The sequence below is a fragment of the Limnochordia bacterium genome, assembly GCA_023230925.1.
Classification (GTDB): domain Bacteria; phylum Bacillota; class Limnochordia; order DUMW01; family DUMW01; genus JALNWK01.
The window spans coordinates 23799-31379 of the sequence record JALNWK010000035.1 but is presented as its reverse complement, the minus strand read 5'-3'; the positions used below and the strand labels follow the sequence as shown (position 1 = coordinate 31379).

The window sequence follows — 7581 nt, the reverse complement described above, 5'->3', positions numbered from 1 at the left end:
GACTTCGTCTGGTGGATTGTCGAACCTGTTCAACAGACTCAATGAAGGTACCACTTTCTAGCACGTAAGGAACCGAGCCGACTTGGAGATGGAGCCTCTACCCGCTAATCGTTGACTCACTCCTGACTTTTGTGGCGGTTGACAGAGCAGAGCTTTTTTGATATAGTAAATCACGCTGACACTTTATCTTGTTTTGTTTATCCGCTGGGGCGTAGCCAAGAGGCAAGGCAAGTGGCTTTGGACCACTCATCCCTGGTTCGAATCCAGGCGCCCCAGCCATTTTTTCCTCTGCGTGTTTCATTCCATGTTTTTTCTATTCACTACAGCTAAATCCACAAAGGAAACAGTCTACCGGCGTCGAATAGGTACAGCGAGACGAACTAAAAGGTGTGATTGCATGCCCGGAATTGCCGCCATTGTTCTAGCCGCGGGTTTGGGGACCAGAATGAATTCAGCCCTACCAAAGGTGCTGCATCCGGTTTGCGGAGTGCCCATGATCAAGCATGTACTAAGGGGACTCGAGTGCCTGCAAAACCCCAAAGTGGTAGTTGTGGTCGGACATCAAGGCGAAGAGGTTCAAAGGGTTTTAGGGACCAAGTATACTTATGCCTTTCAGCCGGAGCAGCTAGGTACTGGCCACGCGGTGATACAAGCAGAAGAGACCCTCGCTGGATTTGAAGGACCGGTTTTGGTACTATATGGAGATACTCCCATGTTGCGCCCTGAGACTGTACTCAGGTTGGTTACCGAACACGAAGCAACCGGTGCCGTAGCTACGGTACTGACAGCAGCAATAGAATCCCCTGAGGGTTATGGCCGTATTCTTCGTGATGATCTGGGGTGTTTTGCTGGTATTGTAGAGGAGAAGGATGCGACAGCAAGCCAACGTCAGATTAACGAGATCAACACTGGTATGTACTGTTTTGATAAGGCCAGTTTGTTCCAAAGCCTGAAGTTGATCTCTCCGAAGAATGTTCAAGGAGAGTATTACTTAACCGATGTGTTCTCGCATCTAGAGGGTATGGTCCATACGGTTACCCTTGATGATCCAACTGAGGCCTTTGGCGTAAATGATCGGATACAGTTGGCGATAGCTCATCAACAGCTAGGCCGTAGGATCAAGGAACTCTGGATGAGGAAAGGGGTTACCTTTATTGATCCGGACCATACTACGATTGATGTAGATGTCTGCATCGGAAAGGACACAATCATTTCCCCTTACGCTGTGATTACTGGCGAGACAAAGATTGGTTCTAACTGCACGATTGGTCCTTGCAGCAGGATTCAGGATGCTTTGATCGAAGATAATGTAGTTGTGGACAGCTCAGTGGTGATCATCGGTAGTACAATCAAGGAGCACAGTGTTGTAGGCCCCTTCTCATATATTAGACCCGGTTGTCTAATCGGACCCAATGCTAAGGTTGGTTCTTATGTGGAGTTAAAGAACACTAGGGTGGGTCAGAATAGTAAAGTGCCCCATCTAAGCTATATGGGTGATGCAACCATTGGCGAGGAGGTGAACATCGGGGCGGGGACGATCACCTGCAACTTTGATGGTAAGCAGAAGCACAAAACTTTAATCGATGATCGATCATTTATTGGTAGCAATTCGAGCTTGGTGGCCCCAGTTCATATCTTTGAAGATACTTTTGTCGCGGCAGGCTCAACCATCACGTTAGATGTTCCCAAGGGTGCCCTCGCTATAGGGAGAGCAAAACAAAGGAATATTGAGGGTTGGACTTCCAGACGGAGAATGAAAACGGAGCAAAAATCTAAAGGAGAAATATGTAAGGATAAAAAGGGAGATGTGGCCAAGGGTGGAGACAGTGACCTTTGACAAGAAGATCAAGATTATCGCGGGAACGGCCAATCCCATGCTTGCCCAGGAAATTGCCGATTACCTGGGTATATCTTTGCTTGATTGCAAGATTAGCCGATTTCGAGACGGAGAGGTAAATCTAAGGATTAACGAGACGGTACGAGGTGCCGAAGTCTATATTGTTCAACCGACCGGTTCCCCCGCCGCCGAAAACCTGATGGAGCTTCTGATTATCATTGATGCTTGCCGCCGTGCCTCGGCAAAGGAGATTGCAGCGGTCATCCCCTACTATGGATACGCAAGGCAAGACCGCAAAACTCAACCAAGGGATCCCATTTGTGCAAAGCTAGTTGCCAACCTACTGACCGCGGCTGGGGCCGATCGAGTGTTGACTATGGACTTACATGCGGGGCAGATCCAAGGCTTTTTTGACATCCCGGTGGACAATCTATTGGCCCTACCGATTATTGCCAAGTATCTAATGGAGAAGGACTTAGGGGATATAGTTGTAGTTGCTCCTGATGTAGGCGGTGTTGGGCGTGCAAGGGAGCTTGCCCATCGTCTGGATGGTGATTTGGCGATTGTGGATAAACGGCGACCGAAAGCTAATGTTGCCGAAGCCATGCACATCATTGGCGATGTGGAGGGTAAAGTAGCCATCTTGGTCGATGACATCATTGACACCGGTGGTACCATCGTTCAAGCAGCCAATCTCTTACTAAAAGAAGGGGCAAAGGAAGTATATGCTTGTTGCTCCCATCCTGTGTTTTCACCACCAGCTACGGAAAGATTGGCTGAGTCTGGCATTAAAGAAGTGGTCGTAACAAACTCAATTCCCCTAAGTGAGGAGAAAAGGACTCATAACATGGTGGTTTTATCTGTTGCGCCTTTGTTCGGGGAAGCGATCAGACGGATTTATTTAGAACAGTCAGTAAGTCGCTTGTTTATTTAGAACAGCTTTTGCTACGGGTCTTACCCGCATTCGGCAGGGTCTGTTTTTGCGCGTCTAGAAACCTGCGTTCAAGCCTTCGTCTTTCCAAGTCAAACGAAGGCTTTTTACATACCCGGACATAGCTAGGGACAATTGGTGGAGGACGAAATCTGGCCTTGGTTTAATTCAGCAAGATTGAAGGAATACGCTTGCTAAGGGAAGAAACTGAAGAGTAGAGGAGATGCTAGCAACGTATTCCTGAGCCATAAAGGGCTTGGAGCTCAAGTGTTAGGGGAGCCATCTAGAATGAATTATTTACAAGAGATTAGACAGGAAATATCTCAAGGACAACAGCATCAGTATCCCTTTTCGGTAGCCGCTACCAAGATAAGTGGCCCCCTTCGGTTTGCCACACCGGTCACCTTCTTTGTCGGGGAGAATGGTTCCGGTAAGTCTACGATTTTGGAGGCCCTAGCAGCTGCTATTGATTTACCCACCATAGGTGGCGATTCAATACGCTACGACGATACTTTGGTCTATGCACGCCAATTAGCTAAGTGCATGAGGTTGACCTGGAATCAAAAGTCCCAACGGGGATTCTTTCTGCGCTCGGAGGACTTTTTCAACTTTTCTCGGAGAATGGCTAACATGGCTAGAGAACTGGCTGAAGATGCTGCATATTATGAGGAGTCCCTTAGTGGATATGGTCTTCAACTTGCTAAAGGCTCAGCCCTTGCCCAAAGAGATGCGATTGTTCGTAAGTACGGGGAAAACCTTGATGCCAACTCCCATGGAGAAGCTGTTATGCATCTTCTACTGCAAAGAATAGTCCCTGAAGGACTCTATCTGATGGATGAACCAGAGACGCCGTTTTCGCCCAGCCGCCAACTGGCCCTGCTTTCTTTGATTAAGCAGACGTCTGAACGGGAGGGTTGCCAGTTTGTTATCGCTACCCATTCCCCGATTCTGCTTGCGCTGCCCGATGCTACGATCTACAGCTTTGATCATTCACCACTTAGCACCGTAGGCTTCGAGGACCTAGAGCATGTCAACCTAACCCGGGATTTCCTGAACAACCCCGGGGCTTTCCTACGGCATCTATGATGCTACCCGGGATCTTGAAACAAATATGGGAGGATGGGAGTTGAAACTGAAAACCTGGCAGAAGACCTTTCTATCCATGCTTTGTATCGTGGGAGCAGGGTGCATTTTATTTAACCTTGCGTTTATTCTGGCCTACCTTGTGCATATCACTTGTGGCATGGTAATGTCGTCACTTGGGCAGAGACTAGGTAATGCTCGTGCGCTCTATTTTTCATGGCATTATGTCTATCTTTTCTTTATTCTCCTGCTTTCATGGGCTGTTTTTAGAACGCGATTAGTGACCTAGGCAAGGCAGCGTTTTCCACAATGCCGTTGATAGTTATCTTGACAGAAGTTGGCATCCAGTTCTACCGCTGGCCTGTTTTGGTGTGGGCTATCGGTGCATCGATTGTCGGTGCGGTTCTTTTGTATCTGTACAAGACGAAACGCTCCTGGATGTACTACTTCGCAGTTATCTATGTTGTTGCGGTGGAGGTGTTGCTTACTCTTTCGGGAACTGAGATATGATTACGCCGGATGTGCCTGCTTCATGTGTGTAACTAACCAAAATGACCTGATGAATCTTCCTTTGCCTTATATAAGCTGCTTCTTTGTGTTGCATTCCCCAGACCGCTTTGGTATAATACAGCTATGTTCTTAATCATGATTTTCGTGCGCCTATAGCTCAGTGGAGAGAGCACTGGCCTCCGGAGCCAGGAGCGCAGGTTCGAGTCCTGCTAGGCGCACCATTTTCTTGCCCTTTGCTTCGAAAAAGGAGGGTAGGTTGCCCCCCCCAAGAGCGCCTTGCTCTTTTACTCTAGGATAAACCTCTTTTCGCATCTCATCAAGAAGACTGGTTACGATGTCAATTTCAACCGCGAAACACCAACCAGATGTTACCCAAACCGCAGTTGATCAATGTGTCCATTACCCAAAAGAGGTAATGATGCTGAAGGCGGAGGTCCCATTGATTGAGGGGACAACCGTTGAAATAGATGAGGAGTGAATTGATGTACTTGGCAGTCATTGACCTAAAACCGACGGATGACTATTAACTTCTCTTAACCTTAGAATGGCGACAAACGAATATTTGATGTTAAGCCTTACCTAAATAAGGGCATCTTAAAAGAGTCAAGGGACGAAAGACTCTTCAGGTCTGTTAGGGTGAGCTTTGACAGTATTGGGTGGAGCAATCAAGTGGATATTGATCCAGAAGACCTTTACGAATATAGTGTGCGTATCAGCAGCTTAATGTACCAAAACTCCAGAATCCTCCTGGATTAACCCCTTGATCTTGGTTCCACCACCGACTAAACCAACTGCTGATCGAATGTAATGGCCTGAGTCCTGCCGACGAAATGTGGTCTAGTGCAGGGCACGATGCTGCTATTGAACATCTGGCGGAGCTTGATAATTAAGGGCATGGAATTGAGTGTGACCTAGTGTTCGATCCTGATGCCCCGGGCATTGTCAGGATTAAGTACCGGTGAATGGAGCGAGTTTAGCCACAGCATACGGTTGCCTCGGTAAAGGAAGGTGTTTTCGTATCTCTGGACAAAGATCCCGCCCTAACGATTAGCAGGATGCATAACAATCTTGGTTCTTTAGCGAAGTCAAGTCTGTATCTTGCTATCCAAGGCGACAAAAGGTTATAGCCTTAGGTTTCTTGACAATATGGTTGTATCAGATGATGCAGAGCCTCTGGGTTATCCACGCGAAGGCACGATCTTAAATGTTTTTCGTATATATACTCAGTCATAACAGTACGGGCCAAAAGCCAAGAACGGTTATCGTTTACACTGCAAGAAAGGCTTTTTTTCGTTTTTCTCGAACATATTATGCGGGAATACTTGCATATCCGGAAATGGCCGCACTGGAATGAGTGGGTTTGTAGAATCTGTCATGGGTGAACTTCCAAGGAGGGAAACGAAATTGAAGCAAGTTATTGTGTTCTTCGGTGTATTGCTCCTGTGTAGCTTGATCTTAGCATTAGACCCGGTCTGGGCAATGACCGTGGAGACTGCCCCAATTGAAGCACTACGACAATACCTTCAAGAAGATCCAAAACATCGGCCTCCGTTATCTGAAAAGCATTTTGCACGACAACCTTTGACTAAGGCGGAAGCGGAGTCTGCTGCTGAGTTGCTTTGGAATTATCATCGAGAGCAGATCATTGCTGAGCGGAAGAAAATGATTGATGATCGGGTCTTGACTATTCGTCTTGGGCTTGGCACCTTGAAATTGCGCATGGCGTTTGACTACACAATATACGGTAAACCGGTAGATGGAATGCGTAGCCTGTACATTTCCTTGCATGGTGGTGGTGCCACAAGCCCTGAAGTGAATGATCAACAGTGGGAAAACCAGAAGAAGCTTTACCAGCCGGATGAGGGTATTTATTTAGCACCTCGGGCACCAACTAATGACTACGATCTTTGGCACAAGCCGAGTATCGATCTGTTACTGGATTACCTAATCGAAAGCCTAATCGTATTAGAAAACGTAAATCCTAATCGTGTTTACCTTATGGGATATTCTGCTGGTGGAGGCGGCTCATGGAAATTGGCTCCGCGAATGGCAGATCGTTTTGCGGCGGTTGCCACGATGGCGGGACACCCCGATACCGCGGAACCCTATGGGTTGCGAAACATTGGTTTTACAATCCATATGGGTGGTAAGGATACGGCGTACAACCGAAACAGACTAGCTGAGGAATGGAAACACTGGCTAAAGGAGTTTCAAGATGCTGATCCCGACGGGTATAAGCATTGGGTGCAGATTTACCCCGAACTTGGTCATTGGATGAACCGAGAAGACAAGAGTGCTCTGCCGTGGATGGCTCAGTTCACTCGCGATCCGTTCCCCGCTCGGGTTGTTTGGAAGCAAGACAATGTGCCCCATAGGCGATTTTACTGGCTAAAGGTTTCAGGTCCCGATGCTCAGCGTGTCGGAGCCATGGTGATTGCATCCTATGTAGGCCAAGAGATTCGCATTGAACACTGTGATGCTCGTTCTTTGCAAATACGTTTACATGACCGAATGATCGATTTAGATCAACCGGTTCGTATTGTGTCTGACGAAGAAGTGCTTTTTGAGGGCATTGTTCCGCGTACGATCGAAGCCATTGCTACATCGCTTGAAGAGAGGAAAGATCCCGAATCGCTATGCTATGCGGAGGTCTCACTTAAGTTCTAGGTTACTTACTGCGGAGTATCGGGTTAGGCGGAAAGAGGTTAACGATGTTGGCCAGACTTTTTCCGCTTCCAGCCCGAGTCCCTTGAAAGGAGACGATTCAGTTGAAAACACCAAGTACAGAACGCGAGGTCAACAGCCACTTTCTAACACACCTTGATGCCCCTACTTACTGGCGAGCTCAATATCAGCGAACGGCAACCCCGGAATAGATGGACATCTAGCTATTCATGTCGGGAGAATGAGCTTTATTCCCCTTCTTCATCGCCGGATAAGAACCCGCAAGTACAAAAGTCCCTTATGTCTACTTGCTATGACCAGCCTTCATACCATAGTACAAGTCAGCGTTTGTTGTAATCGGTATCGGCCCTTCTCTCGGACGACCAATGCATATCACTGTCCCATATTACTGTGGTACCGACGTCAAATGTGGAATTCGTAGGCTATCTGCGGCAAGATGCTGATTGTTCTGTTGTTCCGCAAGAACCACAGTGAACCAACAGGAATATAATGATTAATAGCGAAGTAAATGGTAAAAGGAAGAAGGCGATCTAAG

The 7581-nt window shown here is 47.4% G+C and carries 6 protein-coding genes, 2 tRNA genes and 1 pseudogene; all 9 read left to right on the top strand.

The annotated features are described in order from the left end of the window. The first annotated feature begins 205 nt into the window (after positions 1-205). The 9 genes and pseudogenes from M0Q40_08910 (at position 206) to M0Q40_08870 (ending at position 7028) form a co-directional block, all read left to right on the top strand. Positions 206-279: transfer RNA gene (locus M0Q40_08910), tRNA-Gln, on the top strand. A 118-nt stretch (positions 280-397) separates the two neighbouring features. Then, on the top strand, positions 398-1837 hold the full coding sequence (gene glmU, locus M0Q40_08905) for a bifunctional UDP-N-acetylglucosamine diphosphorylase/glucosamine-1-phosphate N-acetyltransferase GlmU (protein MCK9222722.1): 1440 nt from the start codon (positions 398-400) through the stop codon (positions 1835-1837). Between the two features lie 37 nt (positions 1838-1874). Beyond that, a complete protein-coding gene (locus M0Q40_08900; GenBank protein ID MCK9222721.1) occupies positions 1875-2771 on the top strand; it encodes a ribose-phosphate pyrophosphokinase in 897 nt (298 codons plus the stop codon). A 285-nt stretch (positions 2772-3056) separates the two neighbouring features. Further along, complete coding sequence (locus tag M0Q40_08895; GenBank protein ID MCK9222720.1) at positions 3057-3854, top strand: AAA family ATPase; 798 nt, start codon at positions 3057-3059, stop codon at positions 3852-3854. Between the two features lie 324 nt (positions 3855-4178). Continuing rightward, positions 4179-4361, top strand: a complete 183-nt coding sequence (locus M0Q40_08890) for a hypothetical protein (GenBank protein MCK9222719.1) — start codon at positions 4179-4181, stop codon at positions 4359-4361. A 146-nt stretch (positions 4362-4507) separates the two neighbouring features. After that, a tRNA-Arg gene (locus tag M0Q40_08885) sits at positions 4508-4582 on the top strand. A gap of 113 nt (positions 4583-4695) precedes the next feature. Then, entirely contained in the window at positions 4696-4839 is a 144-nt protein-coding gene (locus M0Q40_08880) for a hypothetical protein (GenBank protein MCK9222718.1), read from the top strand. 4 nt (positions 4840-4843) lie between these two features. Beyond that, a pseudogene (locus M0Q40_08875) lies at positions 4844-5117 on the top strand (DUF2442 domain-containing protein). 648 nt (positions 5118-5765) lie between these two features. After that, entirely contained in the window at positions 5766-7028 is a 1263-nt protein-coding gene (locus M0Q40_08870) for an alpha/beta hydrolase (protein ID MCK9222717.1), read from the top strand. Positions 7029-7581: the final 553 nt, after the last annotated feature.

What these genes read in the sequence shown, in the direction of transcription:
- M0Q40_08880 (MCK9222718.1), top strand. Translation starts at nt 4,696, where the DNA reads ATGTCAATTTCAACCGCGAAACACCAACCAGATGTTACCCAAACCGCA.
- M0Q40_08900 (MCK9222721.1), top strand. Translation starts at nt 1,875, where the DNA reads ATGCTTGCCCAGGAAATTGCCGATTACCTGGGTATATCTTTGCTTGAT.
- M0Q40_08895 (MCK9222720.1), top strand. Translation starts at nt 3,057, where the DNA reads ATGAATTATTTACAAGAGATTAGACAGGAAATATCTCAAGGACAACAG.
- glmU (MCK9222722.1), top strand. Translation starts at nt 398, where the DNA reads ATGCCCGGAATTGCCGCCATTGTTCTAGCCGCGGGTTTGGGGACCAGA.